The sequence below is a fragment of the Microbulbifer hydrolyticus genome (assembly GCF_009931115.1).
Classification (GTDB): Bacteria; Pseudomonadota; Gammaproteobacteria; order Pseudomonadales; family Cellvibrionaceae; genus Microbulbifer; species Microbulbifer hydrolyticus.
In genome coordinates this window covers 687,915-705,450 of the sequence record NZ_CP047491.1, presented here as the reverse complement: position 1 = coordinate 705,450, position 17,536 = coordinate 687,915, and the positions used below count along the sequence as shown (strand labels likewise).

At 60.5% G+C, this 17,536-nt stretch carries 14 protein-coding genes; 8 read left to right on the top strand and 6 right to left on the bottom strand.

The annotated features are described in order from the left end of the window. The first annotated feature begins 170 nt into the window (after positions 1–170). The 4 genes from GTQ55_RS02955 to mepK all read left to right on the top strand — a co-directional run bounded on the left by GTQ55_RS02955 (position 171) and on the right by mepK (position 6,449). Positions 171–2,117: a L,D-transpeptidase family protein gene (locus tag GTQ55_RS02955; protein WP_161857395.1), complete on the top strand. Its 1,947-nt coding sequence runs from the start codon at positions 171–173 to the stop codon at positions 2,115–2,117. Positions 2,118–2,410: 293 nt separating this feature from the next. Further along, on the top strand, positions 2,411–3,808 hold the full coding sequence (locus GTQ55_RS02950) for a L,D-transpeptidase family protein (protein ID WP_161857394.1): 1,398 nt from the start codon (positions 2,411–2,413) through the stop codon (positions 3,806–3,808). A 15-nt stretch (positions 3,809–3,823) separates the two neighbouring features. Beyond that, a complete protein-coding gene (locus GTQ55_RS17825; protein ID WP_237567792.1) occupies positions 3,824–5,422 on the top strand; it encodes a L,D-transpeptidase family protein in 1,599 nt (532 codons plus the stop codon). 568 nt (positions 5,423–5,990) lie between these two features. Next, complete coding sequence (gene mepK / locus GTQ55_RS02940; protein ID WP_202620659.1) at positions 5,991–6,449, top strand: peptidoglycan L,D-endopeptidase MepK; 459 nt, start codon at positions 5,991–5,993, stop codon at positions 6,447–6,449. A gap of 80 nt (positions 6,450–6,529) precedes the next feature. Here mepK and GTQ55_RS02935 read toward each other — a convergent pair whose 3' ends face one another. Together GTQ55_RS02935 and GTQ55_RS02930 are read right to left on the bottom strand one after the other, a co-directional pair. Next, complete coding sequence (locus GTQ55_RS02935) at positions 6,530–7,738, bottom strand: imelysin family protein (protein WP_237567791.1); 1,209 nt, start codon at positions 7,736–7,738, stop codon at positions 6,530–6,532. Between the two features lie 56 nt (positions 7,739–7,794). After that, entirely contained in the window at positions 7,795–8,487 is a 693-nt protein-coding gene (locus GTQ55_RS02930; protein WP_161857392.1) for a histidinol-phosphatase, read from the bottom strand. A 432-nt stretch (positions 8,488–8,919) separates the two neighbouring features. Here GTQ55_RS02930 and rppH point away from each other — a divergent pair, with 432 nt between their 5' ends. Together rppH and ptsP are read left to right on the top strand one after the other, a co-directional pair. Next, positions 8,920–9,423 (top strand): RNA pyrophosphohydrolase, encoded by a 504-nt coding sequence (rppH, locus tag GTQ55_RS02925; RefSeq protein WP_161859972.1) that lies wholly within the window; start codon positions 8,920–8,922, stop codon positions 9,421–9,423. Between the two features lie 105 nt (positions 9,424–9,528). Beyond that, the gene (ptsP, locus tag GTQ55_RS02920) at positions 9,529–11,808 is read left to right on the top strand and encodes a phosphoenolpyruvate--protein phosphotransferase (RefSeq protein ID WP_161857391.1); all 2,280 of its coding nucleotides are present in this window, start codon (positions 9,529–9,531) and stop codon (positions 11,806–11,808) included. Positions 11,809–11,886: 78 nt separating this feature from the next. Here ptsP and gcvH read toward each other — a convergent pair whose 3' ends face one another. Further along, entirely contained in the window at positions 11,887–12,276 is a 390-nt protein-coding gene (gene gcvH, locus GTQ55_RS02915) for a glycine cleavage system protein GcvH (RefSeq protein ID WP_161857390.1), read from the bottom strand. Between the two features lie 68 nt (positions 12,277–12,344). Continuing rightward, positions 12,345–13,433, bottom strand: a complete 1,089-nt coding sequence (gene gcvT / locus GTQ55_RS02910) for a glycine cleavage system aminomethyltransferase GcvT (RefSeq protein WP_161857389.1) — start codon at positions 13,431–13,433, stop codon at positions 12,345–12,347. A gap of 379 nt (positions 13,434–13,812) precedes the next feature. Here gcvT and GTQ55_RS02905 point away from each other — a divergent pair, with 379 nt between their 5' ends. Together GTQ55_RS02905 and GTQ55_RS02900 are read left to right on the top strand one after the other, a co-directional pair. Then, positions 13,813–15,594 (top strand): SLC13 family permease, encoded by a 1,782-nt coding sequence (locus tag GTQ55_RS02905; protein ID WP_161857388.1) that lies wholly within the window; start codon positions 13,813–13,815, stop codon positions 15,592–15,594. Between the two features lie 135 nt (positions 15,595–15,729). After that, entirely contained in the window at positions 15,730–16,431 is a 702-nt protein-coding gene (locus GTQ55_RS02900) for a 2OG-Fe(II) oxygenase (protein ID WP_161857387.1), read from the top strand. Positions 16,432–16,468: 37 nt separating this feature from the next. Here the strand turns inward: GTQ55_RS02900 and GTQ55_RS02895 are convergent, their stop codons facing one another. Both GTQ55_RS02895 and GTQ55_RS02890 read right to left on the bottom strand, forming a co-directional pair. Beyond that, complete coding sequence (locus tag GTQ55_RS02895; protein ID WP_161857386.1) at positions 16,469–17,035, bottom strand: CBS domain-containing protein; 567 nt, start codon at positions 17,033–17,035, stop codon at positions 16,469–16,471. Positions 17,036–17,157: 122 nt separating this feature from the next. After that, complete coding sequence (locus GTQ55_RS02890) at positions 17,158–17,445, bottom strand: hypothetical protein (protein ID WP_237567790.1); 288 nt, start codon at positions 17,443–17,445, stop codon at positions 17,158–17,160. Positions 17,446–17,536 lie beyond the last annotated feature (91 nt).

Here is a 17,536-nt window from a genome sequence, read left to right as displayed (position 1 = left end):
CACCTAAATAAAAGGAAGGTCGCGCGGGATGCTCGACTAAGGTGCGCCGTCGATGGATTCGCTCTGTCGATTACTCAGGATCAGGCACGCCGAAGGTTGGGAAGGTATGAACGATCGGGCACCCGGCTTCCGCACTGTAAACCGGCGCCCTGCAGTATCGCTGAGGTACCATGTCATATTTCATTCCAGAGCGTCGCAAACGCAAGTCGCCGCTGCCGTTGATCTTTCTCGGCAGCCTTTGTGTGTTCGCCCTCTACTACGCATTCACTGCCAATCAGAAAACGGTGCCGGTATTGCCGGAGAACGCCGTGCGCCCCCATTTGGTGAACTGGCTCGAGGACAACCCAGACGCCTGGCCCGCCCAGGACCCGATTTTCAACCCGGTGGCTGTGCGCCGCATCTACCGCCGCACCGACTACCGGCTGCTCTGGTTCGATAACTACAGCCTGAGCGATACCGCCAACGACCTTCTCAAGCAGCTCACTGCGTCCAGCTCCGGCAACCCGAGCAGCATGGTGGATTACCGCTATCACCTGGGCTACTTTGACCGCACCCTGCGCGACACGCCCCAGCGCCTGCAGATGGCGGCGGTGCTCGACGTGCTGCTGACCGATGCATTCATTTCTTACGCCCAGGACACCCAGCTGGACAAACTGAATCCGAGTGCCCCCAAGCATCAGCCACGCCTGCGCCGCAAGGACATCACCCCGGTCAACCTGACCGAGGGCGGCTTCCAGATGGCCAGTACCCGCAGCCATGTTTCGGAGGCACGCACGTATGCGGCAAACGACAGTGGCCGCCAGTACTTCCGGGGTTACAACCGCGACAATCAGCGCGTCCAGGCGGTCGATCGCTCGCGCTACTACACGCAGCGTAGGAATAACGCTTACAGCAGTGGCCAGCGCTATGGCACCAGCCACTCTGCGCGCTACTCCACACGCAGCTATCCGCAGACCTACCCGCGTGTCATGCCGCGCTTCCGCAGCCTTCAGGGAGAGGGCTCCGGGCTGGCGCCGAGCCATGGCGAGGGTATGTTCATCGAGGAGAACACCCCGTATGGCGGTGATGCCCAGGCCCTGCGTGAGCAGCTGGCGCGCTACCGTGATATGGCAGCCTCAGGCCGCTGGCGCCCGCTGCCGGCCGGGCCGGCAATGACCCTCGGCGCAAAACACAACAATGTGGTTCACTTGCGCAATATGCTCGCGGTGTACGGGGATTACTACGGCTATGGGGACCTCAACAACAAGAAGTTCGACCAGCGCCTGCACGAAGCCGTGGTGCGCTTCCAAGTCCGCCACGGGCTGAAACCCGACGGCATCGTCGGCAAACAGACCCGTGAGCGCCTGAACATCTCACCCACCGCACGCGCGCACATCATCGAGGCCAATATCCGCCGCCGGGAAAAACTGCCCGCCAGCCTGGGAGACCGCTTTATCCAGGTCAATATCCCCGGGTACTCCCTCGAATACGTGGAGCAGGACCGGATCAAGCTGTCGATGAATGTGGTGGTGGGCAAGAAGGTTCACCAGACCCCGGAAATCAGCACTCGCGTGGCGCGTGTGGTGTTCAACCCGACATGGACGGTGCCGCGCAGTATTCTGGTCAACGAAATCCTGCCCAAGGCCCGCGCCAATCCGCACGGCATGGAAAATATGGGATACCGGGTAGTCAACGGCAGCGGTGACTACCTGCCACTGACCTCCCAGAACCTGGGGCGTGCTGCCGCCGGTGGCTTCCTGATGCGCCAGAAAGGTGGTGAGAAAAATATCCTCGGTCGGGTGAAGTTCGAAATCCCCAACTCGGATGACATTTACCTGCACGATACCCGCGCCAAGAGCCTGTTCGGGCTTACCGACCGCGACTACAGCCACGGCTGTGTGCGCCTGGCGAAGCCGCGCCAGCTGGCAGAGGTGCTGCTGCGCGACGAGCCCGGTGACTGGAGCCGCTACCGTATCGAACAGCTGACCACCGGCGATGAAACCACCGAGGTCCGCATGAGCCAGAACGTGAAGGTCTATCTCACCTACTGGACCGCCTGGGTCGATGGACAGGGCCGGATGCACTTCCGTCCCGACATCTATGGCAAAGACGGTCTGGCGGTGAACCAGTTCAACTGAGCAGGTCCAACCCAACCACTGTAAGTGTCTTTTTAACCCTTTCTCTCACTGCCCACTAGAACTACCGGGTGGAAGATCCACCCGGTAGTTATTCCGAATCCGCTCGAATCCCCCCCTGCGCATACCCCAATCTTATTTGGCGCCAATCCGGTCACAAGTTACCAATTAGAGGCACAGGGTTCGTCCACCGCGCGCCAATACCTCGGAATCTTCCGGTTCAGGCCGCCTGATGTGGACCAATCCGGCATTTGTTGGGGCCACTCGGCCGACCGAGATTTCTTCAGGGGTCACAGATGGGTAACAGACCGGGTATTCAATCAAATCTGAGCGCTGCGGTAGTGCTCTCGATCTCGCTTGAACTGGTGTCGCCCGAGGCGGCGTCATTCGACACGGCTGCGCGAACCGCAGCCAATCCACGGGCCGCCACGCCTCAATCTGAACAGCAACTCAAAAACACCGGATCCTCTGCCGTCACAGTGGGTCAGGCTGATGCATCCGAGTTTGCAACCGTGTCCGGCTCATACAGCCCGTTTACGCCTTACGGTCGCCAGTACGCGCTGATGCGGGAAGAACTGGCCCGCTACCGGGCACTGAGCGAGGGCGATCACTGGCAACCACTTCCCGAAAAAGGTCAGACTCTGGCTCCGGGTGTACGCGACCCACGCGTCAAAATACTGCGCAGCCTGTTGATGCAATACGGTGATTTGCCCACGACCAACGACATGACCACCACACAATTGCGGGGTGATGGAAAAAACAGCAAAGGCAAGGCCGCTCCTGAGCTCTACGACAGCGATGTGCGCCATGCAGTCGAGCGATTCCAGCGCCGCCATGGGTTGCGCGCCGATGGTATTGTCGACCGCGCCACCCGCGAACAACTGAACACCCCGCCAGCGCGCCGCCTCGCCACACTGGAAGCAAATCTCGATCGCTGGGAAAAAATGCCCAAGGACCTGGGGCCTCGCCACATTGTGGTGAACATCCCGGATTACACCCTGCGCCTGATCGAAGGAGAGCGGGAGCAGTATCGGATGCGTGTCGTGGTGGGCAAGTCCAAACACCCGACGCCACAGTTGAGCACCCGAATGACGAGGGTGGTGTTCAATCCCACCTGGACAGTTCCGATAAATATTGCAGTACGCGAGCTGCTACCGAAAGGTACCGCCACCCTCGCCGCCGGGGGCTACCGGCTGGTCAACAACCGCGGCAAGTCCGTGGCCTTCAGCGGTCGCAACCTGCGCGCGCTGCGCCTTGGCAGTGTGGCCCTGCAACAGCGTGGAGGCGAAGGCAATGCGCTGGGGCGCTTCAAGTTTGTGATACCCAACCAGCAGGCGATTTTTCTCCACGATACGCAGCGGAAAGAACTATTCAGCCGCAGCACACGCGCCTTTAGCCATGGCTGCATCCGTCTGGAGAAACCGCAGGAGTTGGCGGAGATCGTACTCGCCGACCAGGGGTCGCGCCCGGGCAAGTGGAATGCCGAGCGACTCACGCGCTACACCAGCGGTACCCGCACCCGTGCCGTCGCCCTGGATCAACCAATTCCCGTACATATCGTTTACTGGACTGCCTGGGTAGATGAAGAAGGATTATTGAATTTCCGCCCGGACATCTACGATCGAGACCAACCGGCGGACAGCAAAAGCGACACATCCAGCAATGGTCCGCAGAGCGACAGCGCCGGCGAATGAGGAGTGGGGGTTCCCATGAGCAGTAAATTCATTGCCAAACAAGATTGCCAACGAACCAGCTCTCACCACTTTTATGCGATTGTGGCGATCAGCTGCTGTGCGTTGCTGCCGCTGTCGGACTACACCGAAGCCGATGACGCCGCGCCACCGCAGACCGAGCAACAGATTGAGCAGGAACAACAGGCTCCAGCGGAATCACAGAGTACTGCCGACGCCGAAACCGCAACCGAGCCATCCGACGAGCAGGCAGATACGCCTGCAGAGTCGACTGAAAACCCGGTAGCAGAGCCGGAAGAATCAGCAACCGCGAACGCTGACAAACAGGAAAGTGACCGGGAACAGAACAACGAGGAGCCTCCGGCAGACACGGAGGTAGCCGAGGCGGGAAGCAAAGAAAATCCGGAGAGCGAGCGCGAACCAGCGGAGAAGGCCGAGAACTCGGTGACTGGCAACACCGCCGCCAATGAGGAACCCTCCTCCACAGCACAAACTGCGCAAACCACGACGGAAGCGAGCCCGGAAGCCCCGGACGAGGGCTATACCGGCCCGGACAGCGCGGTCGACTTCGCGACCGCAGGCAGCAGCCTGCGCAAGCAGGCCGAGCACTACCGCAGAATGATGGCCCAGTGGCATCCCATCGCCCCGGGAGAACCGCTGCGCGCCGGCGACCAGGGCCCGCGCATCGCACAGCTGCGTAAACTGCTGCAAATGTTCGGCGACTATAACGGCCACCCCGGCCCTGTCACTGCCAACAACAACAATCCCGAGCGCTTCGACGCGGGCCTGCAACTCGCCGTGGAGTCATACCAGCGCCGCCACGGCATGGCCGTCACCGGTGTCGCGGACAAGGCGACCCTGAAAGAGCTCGAGCGCCCACCGGTGGATCTGGCACGCCAGCTGGAAGTCAACGCCAAACGCTGGGACAAACTGCCGGACAAGCCCGGCAAACGTTACATCCTGGTGAACGTGCCCGATTTCCGGCTACACCTGATCGAACAGCATCGAGTGGTCCTGTCGATGAAGACAGTGGTGGGCAAAAGCAGTAAGCGAACCCCGGACATGACCAGCAAGGTTGTGTCGGTGGTATTCAACCCCACCTGGACAGTACCCCGAAGCATCCTGCTGACCGACCTGCTACCCAAGGCCCGCAATAACCCCGAGGCCATGCACAGACGCGGCTACCGGGTCGTAAAGTACGGCACCAATACGACAACACCTATTAGCGACAAAAGTATCCAGAGTGCCGCCAGGGGCAAAGCCACTCTGCGCCAGATCTCCGGCCCGGGGAACACGCTTGGACGGGTAAAGTTCATCGTGCCCAACAAGCAGGCCATCTTTCTCCACGACACCCAGGCCCAAAGCCTGTTCGAACACCACCACAGGGCTTTCAGTCACGGCTGTATCCGGCTTCAGCAGCCGGAAGAGCTGGCCTACGCCCTGCTCGGTCCCCAGGGCTGGGACAGAACACGGGTAGCCCAGGCGACCACCGGGGACGAGTCCATCACCATCAAAGTGGCTAACCCGCCCAAACTATTCATTGCCTACTTCACCGCCTGGGTCGATGGCCTGGGTAAAGTCCACTTCCGCCCGGACATCTACCACCGGGATAACTGACCCAAACCGCTCCATAGGTACAGAAACGCCCACTGAGGCCCCCCTCCCCTGCCAAACTGAGCAAATTGTCCGCTCCCACACTGGGGGCGGCTGGCCGTAAAAACGCAATATCCCTTGCTCCAGATGGCCTTTTCACGGGCCAAACCATCCTAAAACCCGCCCTAAAACCCGGTAGTCCCCGCTGTGCTGGTCAAATAGAGGAAAAACGGTACCTGTCGGTCGCAGAAAAATAAATTTCCACAAATGACAGCGTTGTCACCCTGTTTTCGGGGTTTTCCACGCCCCTCTCGACAAAAAAAATCCGGTTGCCGTAGCCTGCTAGAAAAAAATCACCAGTTCATTTTTTGATCAATTCGTCATGAGAGGCGATCTATTTGTAACCAATGATTATTTTTCGTACAGTGCAGCCATACCGAGTGGCACTGGAAGCAACTTGAAGACTAGAGGCCCATGACGGCAACACTCACTACTAAACCAAAGGCGGTAACAGGGTATGAAAGAACTTTCACGACGCAGGTTTTTGGCAGTTTCTGCAGCAACCGCGGCGGCGGTTTCAGCCGGCCCCGCAATGGCAAAAGTAGGCAAGTCGCGCACCCTTAAAATGCGTAACCTGCACACTGGTGAGCGCCTGAGTACCGCCTACTGGGCGGACGGCGACTACGCGAGCAGCGGCCTGAAGCAATTCAACCGCCTGCTGCGCGACCACCGCGCCAACGAAGTTACACGTATGGACCCGAAACTGTTCGACATCGTGTACAAGTTGAAAGAGAAGCTGAACTACAACGGCGAAGTCGAAATCATCTCCGGATATCGTTCGCCCAAGACCAACGCCAAGCTCCGCGCAGCGGGCCGAGGTGTGGCACGCCGAAGCTACCACACCCGCGGCATGGCACTGGATATCCGCATGCCGGGTGTCGCACTGTCCAAACTGCGTCAGGCAGCACTGGACCTGAAGGCCGGCGGTGTAGGTTACTACCCGAAAAGTAACTTCGTACACGTCGACACCGGTCCGGTACGCCGCTGGTAATCACCAGCCGCGCTGGCCAACACCAAAAAACCCAGGCTTTGCCTGGGTTTTTTGCGTTGGGAAAAGATGAAACCGCGTCATTACTCCGCCGGCCTCGTCAGGCTCACCGGCGTCATATCCTCCTCCCGCGCGGGCACCTGGGTGTCACCGGACAGCAGCCCTAACAGCGCTTCGACCTGATGACGGGCCCGCTGTAGCTCCGCAGGATCTGCCAGCTCAATGGGATCTTCCATCTTCAGTAGCCTCTGTTCCAGCTCCGCAAACGTCTGCGCCAGCGCAGTGGTCTGATGGCGATCCAGCATCAAGTCTGCCAGGCCACCGCCGCCTTCCGGCAGCCAACTGGCCTGCAGGTTGCGCAACATGGCCAGCAGTGCCTGTTTGGAATCCGCCGCGCGACCGCTTTCCACATCACTTTCAGAACTTTCCGGCATCCGCGGCAGGACTTCATTGCTCAGCAGATCCATGTGTGCCGAACGAATCCACTGCAGGCGCGACGCGGGAGGCTTGGCCAGATAGCGCTGGGACAAGTCGTTGGCGGTCAATGGCCAGCGCGTGGCCAGGCCGGAAAGGTCTTCGTGGATGCCCTGGGCTATCAGGCGCGTCAGCTCGCGGCGGCGATTGGAAGCCTGAGCCTCCGGCTGCTCGCCACCTGTCGACTTGGCGAACTGGTCCGCGGTGCGCTCACTGGTCGGTCCCCAAAGCATCACCTCCAGCGCGTGAAAACCGGTACTGGCCTCTTCGTGCGCAGTGAGCCGGTGTTGCTTGCGCAGGTTGGCAAGTGTCAGTTCGATGGCGGTGTCATTGACGATACCGCTGGTGGAATACCCCGGTACCGTATCCAGATACCCAGCCTGGGTCGGCCAGCTGTCCAGCGCCAGCAGCAGCTCTTTCCCCTGCTGCTGCAGCTCTGCCGGCGAGAATGCCACCTTGATAAATGGCAGTGCACCCGCCAGCTCGCGGTGGGCGTCCAGCCAGGCCAACTTGGCCGCCTCCAGATGGTCTTCCGTAGGTGCCTGCAGTAGCTGAGCCACCGCACGCTGAAGCGCCTGCGCGGCGGCCTCGGCATCGATGATCTGCGCCTGCCCGGCCTGCCAGTACTCGGCAGAGAATGCCTCGGCGGCGGCTTCGTTAATCACTTGTGCCGGCGGTGTCGCTACGCCGGTTTCCGTTTCGGTTTCCGGCGCCTTGCGCTCGCAACCACTTCCCAGCATCAGCCCTCCGGTCAGAACCAGCGCCAGGGGCAGTGCCCGGGTCAGGGGCGAGAACGATTTGATGACTGCGTATTTCACGTGTTTTCCGAACTCTTTACTGTACGTGTTGGACCGTTCCATTCAGCGGTGAGTACTCACAGCTTCAGTGCGCTGGCGAAATCCTCGTGATCGCCGCGCAGGCTGATAACCTGCCAGCCCCGGGTCAGCGCTGCATCGCGCAGCTGCGCATCCGGGTCCACTGCGACGGGATGCTCTACCTGCTGCAACAGCGGCAGGTCATTGATGGAGTCGCTGTAAAACCATTTTTCGCCCTGGGCATAGCGCGGGTGCTGATCCAGCCACTGCTGCAGGCGCACCACCTTGCCCTCCTGGAAGCAGGGCTGACCGGCGACCCGGCCGGTGAATTGGCCATTTACCTCTTCCGGCTCGGTTGCCAGCAGGGTGTCCACACCCAGCCTGGAGGCAATCGGCTCAACCACAAAGCGGTTGGTGGCGGTGATAATCATGATGTGATGTCCCGCATCCCGGTGCCGCTGGATCAACGTCTCCGCGTGCGGCAACCAGATATCGCCGATCACCTCGCGCATGAATTCCCGCTGCAAGTTCTGCAGCTGTCCCCGGGAAAGCTGCGCCAGCGGCTCAAGGGCAAAGGTCAGGTAGGCGAAGATATCCAGATCGCCGCTCTGGTAATCCCGGTAGAAGCGGTCGTTCTCGCTACGAAAGCGCTCACCGTCCACACACTCTCGGGTCACCAGAAATTCCCCCCAGGCATGATCGCTGTCACCGCCAATCAGGGTGTTATCCAGATCAAAAATCGCCAATTGCACAAAAATCTCCTTTATTGACTATAGGGCACCATTGACGCGCAGGTTGCCCCTACGGTGATTTTTTACGCCAAATCGGTACCACTGTTCCTTTCCGCACGGAGGTATAGCCGCCACCCGTGGCACCCCGAGGCGGCAGATTTTACCCCGCCGGGGCGTGGGATACACCGACCGATGTCACCGAATTGCCGTAATTCGGTCGCTGTGGAACAATGCAGGACATTATGGTGCGGCAGGTATTCCTTACCTCACGAATCGGCACCACAAAAATTTGAGGACGGTATTTTGGGCGACGGCAAGCAGACACCCGCCGGGCGTAAAAACCGCCGCAGACCCGCCAGGTCCTCCGCGCGCAACGACAAATCCGGTGGCGGAAAAAATACCCGCAAATCGAGCGCGGAAAATACTGGTGCAGCTTCGGACAACAGCAGCAATATCGACAGCGAGGGCTTCCGCCCGAATGTCGGCATCATTGTCCTGAACGAGCGCGGTCAGGCCCTCTGGGCGCGCAGGGTAGGCGGCAAAGACGCATGGCAATTCCCGCAGGGCGGCATCAACCCCGGCGAGTCCCCCGAGCAGGCGCTTTATCGCGAGCTCTATGAGGAGGTGGGTCTGACCCGCAGCCAAGTGACATTACTCGCCAGCACCCGCGGCTGGCTCCGCTACCGCCTGCCACAGCGCCTGGTAAGGCGCCGTTCCGAGCCCCTGTGCATCGGCCAAAAACAGAAGTGGTATCTGCTGCAACTGAACGCCGAAGAAAGCAACATCAGTTTCGATAACGGCTACAAACCGGAATTTGATCACTGGCGATGGGTGAGCTACTGGCACCCACTGACCAAAGTCGTGACCTTTAAACGTGAGGTTTACCGGCGTGCGCTCACGGAGCTCGCGCCCACGCAATTACAATTGGAAAGACGCTGGCTGAAGCGCGAGCAGTAACCCGATTACCCAGGTGGTGCAGAGCCACGCGGGGAAAAGGCTCGCACAGCTAACGACGGCGACGCCAGCGCGCGGAGCCGCAAGAATACGGCGAGGAAAGCCACTTTGCTCGGATCACTGCGCAGTATCGTTCAGGAAGTAAACACCGCCCGGGATCTCACCACCGCGCTGGGCATTATTGTCCGTCGGGTAAGGGATGTAATGAACACCAAGGTGTGTTCGGTTTACCTGCGCGACAAACAAACGGGCAACTACGTGTTGATGGCCACCGAGGGCCTGAACCAGGACGCCGTTGGCCAGGTGCATCTGGCACCTGGCGAGGGTCTGGTAGGTAACGTCGCTACCCGCGAGGAGCCCATCAACCTGGAGCACGCCGAAGCCCACCCCGCATTCCAGTACTTCCCCGCCACCGGCGAGGAACGCTTCTCCGCGTTTCTCGGCACCCCCATCATCCACCACCGCAATGTGCTCGGTGTGCTGGTGGTACAGCAAACCGAGCGGCGCCGGTTCGACGAGGGCGAAGAGGCCTTTCTGGTCACACTTTCCGCCCAGCTTGCCGGGGTTATCGCCCACGCTGAGGCCACCGGCGCCCTGGCCAATATGGGCCAGCAGCGCAATGAGGCGAAATTCACCGGCCTCGCCGCCTCCCCCGGAGTAGCCATCGGTCGCGCACATATCGTCGCGCCACCGGCCAACCTCGCCACGGTACCCTTTGCCTGCACCATGGATGTGGAAGGCGAGCTCAACCTGTTCCACCAGGCCCTGGCCGCTGCGCGGGATGAAATCCGCGATGTCGGGGAACGGCTGAAGAACGACCTGAACAAGGAAGAACGCGCGCTGTTCGACGCCTACATCAGCATGCTTGACGACAATTCCATCGCCGTCGAAGTGTGCGAGCGCATCCGCCAGCAACTCACTGCCAGCCGCGCCTGGGCCGAGGTGATGCTGGAACATGTTCGGCGCTTTGAGGCGATGTCTGACTCCTATTTCCGCGAGCGCGCCGCCGATGTACGCGATCTCGGTGCGCGGGTGCTGATGCACCTGCGCCAGCAGGAACAGAGCCTCCGCGAATACCCGGACAACACCATTCTGATCGGCGAGGAACTCACCGCGTCGGTACTTGCCGATGTGCCCCGGGAGAAGCTCGCAGGGCTCGTGTCCATCAAGGGCTCCGCCAACAGCCACGTCTCCATCATTGCGCGCGCCATGGGTGTGCCGGCGGTAATGGGCGCGCAGGAACTGCCCTGGGAGCAGGTGGACGGCGTCGACCTGGTGGTAGACGGCTACCGCGGCGAACTGCACATCAACCCCAGTGTGGAACTGAAGCGCCGCTACGACGCCATCGTGGAAGAAGAGCGCGAGCTCGCGCGCAACCTGGACCACCTCGCCAAACTCCCGTGTGAGACCGCGGATGGCCACCGCATACGCCTGTGGGTGAACACTGGCCTGATGGCCGACGTAGTGCGCTCATTGGAGCGCGGTGCCGAGGGCGTCGGCCTCTACCGCACCGAAGTCCCTTTCCTGCTGCGCGACCGCTTTCCCTCTGAGGAAGAGCAGCGGGAAATCTACCGCGAACAGCTACAGGCCTTCGCCCCCCGCCCGGTTACCATGCGCACCCTGGATATCGGCGGCGACAAGGCGCTTTCGTACTTCCCGATCGAGGAAACCAACCCGTTTCTCGGCTGGCGCGGCATCCGCGTAACCCTGGATCATCCGGAAATCTTCCTGGCCCAGGTGCGGGCGATGATGAAAGCCAGCCTCGGGCTCGACAACCTGCGCATCATGCTGCCAATGATCAGCGGTGTCGGCGAGCTGGAAGCGGCGCGCAAGCTGGTGGACCGCGCCTACTGCGAGCTTGTGGACGAGGGCTACGCAATCCAGCGCCCGCCGCTGGGAATCATGATTGAGGTGCCCTCAGCGGTATATCAGGCACGCGAGCTGGCCAAACGCGTGGATTTTATGTCGGTGGGCAGCAACGATCTGACCCAGTACCTGCTGGCGGTGGACCGCAACAACAGCCGCGTGGCGGGTATCTACCACAGCTTCCATCCGGCGGTTTTGCAGGCACTGTTACAGGTGGTTACCGCGGGGCATGAGACCAGTACCAAGGTGGGTATCTGTGGCGAGCTCGCCGGCGACCCCGGTGGAGCGCTGTTACTGGTGGCCATGGGCTACGATGTTCTTTCGATGAACGCCACCAACCTGCTGCGGGTGAAAGCGGCCCTGAGGGAAGTGAACAAGTCCGACCTGGACCGCTTGCTCCAGCAAGTACTGAAAATGGAAAGCCCCGAGCAGATCGAGGCAAAGCTTTACGAGTATTTGCAGGATCTCGGTATTGGCGGGCTGGTGCAGCCGCAGCAGGCTGAGGCAAGCTCGAATATCTGAGCCGGACACAAATCCGCGAAACACAAACAAAAACGCCAGGCACAAGGCCCGGCGTTTCGCATAAGAGATAAAGGGGAATCAGTCCTCTTCGCTCTCCGCTCTGTACGCGTCCGCGTCCATCAGCTTGTCCAGCTCACTCTCGTCACTCGGCTTCACCTTGAAGAACCAGCCGTCATCGTAAGGGCTGGAGTTCACGGTTTCCGGCTCGTCTTCCAGTGCTTCGTTGACGGCGATTACTTCACCGGAGATCGGCGCGTAGATATCGCTGGCCGCTTTTACCGACTCAACCACGCCCGCTTCTTCACCGGCGTTCAGGGTCTGGCCAACTTCCGGGGTTTCCACGTAAACCACATCACCCAGGGCATCCTGGGCGTGGTCACTGATGCCCACGGTTACCGTGCCGTCCTCTTCCAACCGCGCCCACTCGTGGCTGGAGGCGTATTTCAGTTCGCTGCGAATATCGCTCATGGGTTCTTCCCTCAAAATAAGCTGTAAACAGTGTATTCAGAAAATGATCCAGTGGCCCAACGGTGTACTCATACCAGAGACTTGCCGTTACGCACAAAACTCGGTTTTACCACGCGCACCGGGATCAGCTTTTTGCGGATCTCGACCTGTGCGGTGTCACCAACACTCACCGGTACCCGGGCCATGGCAATGGAATATCCCAGGGTGGGAGAGAAAGTTCCGCTGGTGATGATACCGCGGCGATCCTCGCCGTCCACCACAACCTCTTGCCCTGCACGCAGAACGCCGCGCTCTTCCAGGACCAGGCCAACCAGCTTGTTTTCCACGCCCGCGGCTTTTTCCTGTTCCAGTGCCTCGCGGCCGACGAACTTGCGGTCCTCCGGCTCCCACGCGATGGTCCACGCCATATTCGCCTGCAGCGGCGAAGTATCGTCGTCCATCTCATGACCGTACAGGTTCATGCCGGCTTCCAGACGCAGGGTATCCCGCGCGCCGAGACCACAGGGTGCTACGCCCGCACCCGCCAGCGCATTCCAGAAACCCGGCGCGTCGTCGTTGTTCAGCATGATCTCCAGGCCGTCTTCACCGGTGTAGCCGGTGCGCGCCAAAAACCAGTCTCCGCGGGAAAAGCTGTTGAAAACCTTGAGGTCATCGATGGCTGCAGCCCAGTCGATGCCCATCACTTCTTTCACCTTGTCGATAGCCTGCGGCCCCTGAATAGCGATCATCGCCAGATGCGGACGCTCGCTGAGGGTCACGTCGAAGGAAGCGGCCTGCTGGTTCATCCATGCGAGATCCTTTTCGCGGGTAGCGCAGTTAACCACTACACGGTAGCCCGGATCGCGCAGATAGACGATCAGGTCGTCTACTACACCGCCCTTATCATTCAGCATGCCAGTGTAGAGCGCCTTGCCCGGCTTGCCGTCGAGCTTGGCGACATCGTTGGCGAGCAGGGTGCGCAGGAAGTCTCTGGCGCCATCGCCGTCTACATCCACCACGGTCATGTGGGACACATCAAACATGCCCGCGTCCTGGCGCACCTTGTGGTGCTCCTCCAGCTGCGAACCGTAGTGCAGCGGCATATCCCAGCCACCAAAATCCACCATTTTTCCGCCCATGGCAACGTGGGCATCGTAAAGCGCGGTTTTATTTCCCATTCTGTGCTGAATCCCGTGTTCTGAAACTATGTCTTGAAACAACTATCTCTTGAAACAACTATGTCTTGAAACCAAATGAAGGCGCGGACTGCGTGCCGTCGATAGCGCGGGCCGAGCAACAGGCCCTAAATAGAAAGCCGCGTATTCTACCGGCCGCGCAGCCGCAGATACCAGACGCCAATCCTCTGCAAAGCCTAGCAGCCGCAGTGAAAAATATTATTCTCCGGCGATTCTGAAGCAGTCCGGACGCACCAACCCTGCGGCAATCGCTGTAGTATTCGTCGCAACGCTATATAAATATGCGAAAAAATAACTTTTGGTGCCAAAGCGTTTGCAGTAGCTTTAGCCGTCAACTGCCCCCGAAAGAACTCGCAATACTATGGATTGGTCTGGCTGGTTTTCCCTTTTTCTCGTTTTCGCCGTACTGGCCACACTGATTTTTACCCGTATTCAGGCCTATCTGGTGATGATGGCGGCGCTGACACTGTTGAGTGTCAGCGGGATTCTTACTCCGGCGGAGGCCCTGTCCGGCTTCAGTAACAGCGGCCTGATCACCGTGGCGGCCATGTTTGTGGTGGCTGCCGGCATCCATTCCTCCGGCGGTATCGACATGATGGTAAAGCACCTGCTGGGGCGTCCGAACACGGTACGCTCCGCCATGCTGCGGGTGTTTGCGCCGGTGGTGGCCCTGTCCGGCTACCTCAACAACACGCCGGTGGTCGCCACCATGATCCCGGCGCTGAACGCCTGGGCCAAGCGTATCGATATCGCCCCCTCCAAGCTGATGATCCCTCTCAGTTACGGTGCCATCCTCGGCGGCACCCTGACCCTGATCGGCACCAGCACCAACCTGGTGGTCAACGGCCAGTACCAGGCCATTACCGGCAGCGAGGGGTTCTCCCTGTTCTCCATCGCTGCGGTGGGGCTGCCCGCTGCGCTGGTCGGCATTGCCTTCATGCTGCTGTTTTTCCCACGCTGGCTGCCCGACCGTCGCGAGAAAAAACCCTTCGGCAACCTGCGTGAATTCACTCTTGAAGTCGCCATCGACAGTGCCGGCCCTCTGGTCGGGCAGACTGTAGAGGATGCGGGCCTGCGGGGGCTTCGCCGTGTGTACCTGGTGGAAATTGAGCGGGACGGCCGCGTAATTACCCCGGTACGCTCCGGTGAAAAACTGCGTGGCGGCGATCGGCTGGTGTTTGCCGGCGACACCGAAGCGATTTCCGACCTTCTGCGCATGCGCGGCATTGTGCCGTCGGACCATCACGACGGCACCACCGTCCTCACTTCGGGTGTCGAAGAACGTCGCCTGGTGGAGGTGGTGGTATCCCCGCAATGCGAGGTCATTGGCAGTAGTATCCGCGATGCACAGTTCCGCGCACGCTACGGTGCCGCAGTGCTGGCGGTGGCCCGCGAGGGCCGGCGGGTGGCGGGCAATCTCGGCAGTATCAAACTGAAAGCCGGTGACTCCCTGCTGCTGGAAGCGCGCCCCGGCTTCGTGATGCGCCAGCGTTACAGCAAGGATTTCCTGCTGATCAACGACCTGGAAGCGGAGAGCCCGCGTCACGAGAAGGGATTGACCTCCTGGCTCATCCTGATCGCGATCGTGCTGGCGGCAGGCACCGGCCTGATCAGCATGCTGAACGCCTCCCTGATTGGCGCCGGCGCCATGCTGCTCACGCGCTGCTGCTCGGTGAACCAGGCGCAGAAAAGCCTCGACCTGCCGGTACTGATCACCATTGCGGCCTCCTTCGCACTGGGCGTCGCGCTGCAGAAAACCGGCGTGGCCGCGATGCTGGCGGAGGGCGTAATCTCGCTTTCCTACGGGCACCCCTGGTTGATGCTGATCCTGATTTACCTGTGCGTCTCCCTCCTTACCGAGATGGTCACCAATAACGCGGCGGCCATCATCATGGTACCCATTGTGCTGCAGATTACCGCCAGCGCCGGGCTCAACCCCGAGCCATTCATGTTTGCGGTGATGATGGCGGCCTCCGCCAGTTTCGCCACCCCGCTGGGCTACCAGACGAACCTGATGGTATACGGCCCTGGCGGCTACCGTTTCTCGGATTATCTGAAAGTCGGTATCCCCATGAACCTGCTGGTGGGCGCGGTAACCGTAACCATTCTGCTGACCGGCTGGGATCTCACTCTGGCGCGATAAATTTTACTGGTGCAGCAGTGCGGGCGGCGGTATAAAGACCGGCCTTATCAACCTGCTGCGCACGATGGCCCATTCCCGCCGGCACCCGCTGGCCCGGTCGTCCCTTTCCCGCAGCCACGTTCGGAACACACCTGATTGAACGCTGCTCTATCTCTCACGAGCCCTCTCGCGGAGGCCCTCGAGGGCGACACCTGGCGGCGCGGTCCCGATGGCAACGATCCCCTGGATCGGATCGCCAGCGCGCTGCGTGAAACCGGTTATATCGTCCTGCCCGCCCCGGTGCCCCCTGCGCTACTGGGGTCGCTGCTGCGACATTTTCGCTCCATCGACCGCGCGCGCTTCCAGGCCGCCGGTATCGGCCGCGAGCAGGACCACCAGCTGAACCAGTTTGTGCGCACCGACGAGATTTTCTGGCTGGACAGGAGCAACCCGGCAGTCAGCGCCTATTTGAGCTGGGCCGAGGCACTGCGCCTCGGGCTGAACCGGAGACTGTTTCTGGGGCTTTTCGACTACGAGTGCCACTACGCACGCTACGATCGCGGCAGTTACTACAAAAAGCACGTTGATGCGTTCAAAGGCAACACCAATCGGGTTGTCAGCACGGTGCTGTACCTCACCCCCAACTGGCAGCCCAGGGACGGAGGCGAGCTACAGATCTATGCGCCGGATAGCGATACCGTCATCGAACGGGTGGCGCCGCGCTTCGGGCAGATGGTGATTTTCCTTTCCGAGGAATTTCCCCACGAAGTGCTTACCACGCACCGGCCGCGCTACAGTGTTACCGGCTGGTTCCGGGTGAACAACAGCCTCGGGGAAACGATCGACCCGGCCCGCTGAGGGCCGGTCCGATGGAAGGAAGTGAGTGGGGGAGCCGTCAATGCATCGCGGAAACCGCGCGCAGCAATTCGGCAAAGTTTTCCGGGGTATCGATGGTGTAGTCCATATGCAAACGCGCGGCCACATCTTCTGAACTGATTACTCCCCGCACATGATGCCGGTCCATATCCACCACCAGGCAGTGACGCTGCCCGCTGTGACGCATGGCTTCCAGCACCTCGCGAATGGTGGCGCCCTGCAACTGGTCGCGCCCCAGGTACTGCAAGCGGCTGCGGCGCCGCATCAGATCGCCCACGGTCAGTTCATCGCGGCTTTGCCCTGCCGCCACCCTCTGCATTACGCGCTGGTAGGACGCATCCTCGGCGGTAAGTAGCCCAACAAAGTCTCCCCGATGGTCCATCACTAGCACCCACGACAGGTGCCCCGCTCGCAACACCTCTGCCGCGTCCATTGCGGAAACAGAAGCCGTCAGTACCGCCGGGTGGTGTTTTTTAAAATCGGTGACAAAGTGAAGCGCGGGTGATTCCAGGCTCAGCTCGTGAAACTCTTCAGGGAAAACCAGCTTGTCGCTGTCCTGTAATGGGACCAGATCAAGTTTTTTCATGACAATAATTCTCTTCATTTTCCGGGCGCAGTCTGCCGCTATCGGAAGCGACCGCGACCAATACTGGAGAGGCACTGACAACAAAGCGGAGAGCCGCCAGTGCCGGATTCGATAACAGGGAATTATTGCCGGGCAGGTGGCCCGCGGATGGGGTGGGCGGTATACGCCGCAGAGTATAGAGGGGCTTGTTGAAAAGGCAGCGGCGCAACGGCGGCACCAGTGAAAGCAACAACAAGGGAACTGCTCACCAGGACGATATCGGGCTCGTCCTGTTGCTCCCCGTTGCCATCCAGCAGCAGCGCGCGCACAACCTTGTCTGCGGACTCGAGCTGTAGGGTCTGACCCTCCGCGCGAGTTTCAGCGCAGAGCAGCACAGATTGCAGCAGTATCAGCAGTATTCCAACGCGCACTTTCAATCCACTACCTGAATCGGAGTTCACCGGAGCCTTGGGAAACAAGCCCCGACGGTTTCAGCGGCCACCTAATCGCGACTCGCATATG